General features: G+C 67.2%; 2 protein-coding genes. Both read right to left on the bottom strand.

The window, feature by feature from the left end:
• Positions 1-87 precede the first annotated feature (87 nt).
• Positions 88-336, bottom strand: a complete 249-nt coding sequence (locus tag BAY1663_RS22605) for a DUF2789 domain-containing protein (protein WP_037045345.1) — start codon at positions 334-336, stop codon at positions 88-90.
• Between the two features lie 82 nt (positions 337-418).
• On the bottom strand, positions 419-1,891 hold the full coding sequence (gene amn / locus BAY1663_RS22600; RefSeq protein ID WP_037045343.1) for an AMP nucleosidase: 1,473 nt from the start codon (positions 1,889-1,891) through the stop codon (positions 419-421).
• Positions 1,892-2,047: the final 156 nt, after the last annotated feature.

Below are 2,047 nucleotides of genomic sequence, written 5' to 3'. Positions count from 1 at the left end.
CATCGCCGGCGCCGGCGCGGCGCTCACCGGCGCCTGGCTGCTGGCGGCCTGAGAGTCAGGCAACACGGCGGCGTAGCATCGTATGCGCTACGCCGCCGTCCCGCCCTGGCGCAATGCCAGGCTGAGCCGGTCGACCACTTCGGCCCAATCGGCATCCTCGAGAATCTCGTCACGCAGGAAGGCCGCCTGGGCCGGACTCCAGAATGGCGCGTCGGCCAGGTACATGCCTTCCGGCAGGGGCGAATGGGTCTCGATGAAACGCTTGATCGAAGCGTCGTCGTTGGGCAGGCCCAGTTGCTCGAACAGGTTGTGGAAGGCGTGGATCGACTGTTCCATGTGAATCTCCGGTATGGAAAGCGGGAGTGAACGACTTGAGTATCGTCCATTCCCGCGGATGCGCTGGCCGCAGCGGGGCGGATCAGCGGAACGGCGGCTCGTCGAAGCTGCGCAGCTTGCGCGAGTGCAGCGAGTTGAGCTGGTTGCGCAAGAGATCCAGTGCGGTGATGCCGATCTTCAGGTGCTGCGACACCGCCCGCTCGTAGAAGGCATTGGCCGAGCCCGGCAGCTTGATCTCGCTGTGCAGCGGCTTGTCCGACACGCACAGCAGCGTCCCGTAGGGCACCCGCAGGCGGTAGCCCTGGGCGGCGATGGTGCCGCTTTCCATGTCCACCGCCACCGCCCGCGAGAGGTTGATCAGCGGCCGCTCCTGCGCCCAGCGCAACTCCCAGTTGCGGTCGTCGTAGGTCAGCACGGTGCCGGTGCGCAGGCGCTTCTTCAGCGCTTCGCCCTGCTCGCCGGTGACCTGCGCGGCCGACTCCTGCAGCGCCTGCTGCACCTCGGCCAGGGCCGGCAGCGGGATATGCGGCGGCAGCACGCGGTCGAGGATGCCGTCGCGGCGCATGTAGGCGTGGGCCAGCACGTAGTCGCCGATCGACTGCGACTGCCGCAGCCCGCCGCAGTGGCCGATCATCAACCAGCAGTGCGGGCGCAGCACGGCGAGGTGGTCGGTGATGTTCTTCGCGTTGGACGGACCGACGCCGATGTTGACCAGGGTGATGCCGTGGCCATCCTCGGCGATCAGGTGGTAGGCCGGCATCTGGTAGCGATGCCACATCATGCTGCCGATGATCGCCTGGGCCTCGCCCTCCTCCGTGCCGCGCTCGATCACCACGTTGCCCGGCAGCACCATGCGCACGAAGCGGGTGTCCTCGCGCAGCTGGTCGAGGCCGTGGCGGATGAACTGGTCGACGTAGCGGTGATAGTTGGTCAGCAGGATCCACGGCTGCACGTGGCGCCAGTCGCTACCGGTGTAATGCACCAGGCGGCGCAGGGAAAAATCCACGCGCGCGGCATCGAACAACGCCAGCGGATAGGGATCGGCGTGTTCCCAGTCGTAGAGGCCATCGGCGATGTCGTCGCTGGCGGCGGACAGGTCGGTACTGGGGAACACCCGCGCCAGCTCGGCCGCGGTCACACCGCTGCCGGCCAGCTCGTCGCCCTGCTCGATGACGTAGGGATAGGGGATGTTGCGCTCGCTCATGCCGACTTCGACCTTGACGTTGAAGTCCTGCATCAGCGGCCGCAGTTGGTCGAGCAGGTAGGTGCGAAACGCCGCCGGGTGGGTCACCGTGACGCTGTACACGCCGGGCGCCTGGACCTTGGCATAGGCACGGGTGGAAGCCGGCACCTCGCCATGGCATTCGTAGGTCAGGCGCAGCTGCGGATAGCGGAACAGGCTGCGTTCATCGGCACTCGGCTCGGTGCGGCTGGCGACGTAGCGCTTGAGCGCCCGCTCGAGCGCCGCAGTGGCGCGCTGGTGGAGCTCGGCAAGGTAGTCCACGGCTGCTTCGGCGCTGCTGGCAATGCGGAAAGTATCACCGGCTGGGTTCATGCTGGATTTCCTTGTTCAGTCGTTGGAAACATCTTGCCTGCTCGGCAGCGACAGCGATAGCGCCGCGCAAGCATTTGCCTGTTGCTCCGCTGCAAGCCGGCCGGCCAGTGCCTGCAAGGCGCCCTTCAGCGCGACCAGCCCGGGCGCCGCGGTCAG

Source organism: Pseudomonas sp. BAY1663, assembly GCF_000582595.1.
Lineage (GTDB): Bacteria > Pseudomonadota > Gammaproteobacteria > Pseudomonadales > Pseudomonadaceae > Stutzerimonas > Stutzerimonas stutzeri_AF.
The sequence above is the reverse complement of the archived record's forward strand: the minus strand, read 5'-3'. Positions and strand labels throughout refer to the sequence as shown.

What these genes read in the sequence shown, in the direction of transcription:
- amn (WP_037045343.1), bottom strand. Translation starts at nt 1,891, where the DNA reads ATGAACCCAGCCGGTGATACTTTCCGCATTGCCAGCAGCGCCGAAGCA.
- BAY1663_RS22605 (WP_037045345.1), bottom strand. Translation starts at nt 336, where the DNA reads ATGGAACAGTCGATCCACGCCTTCCACAACCTGTTCGAGCAACTGGGC.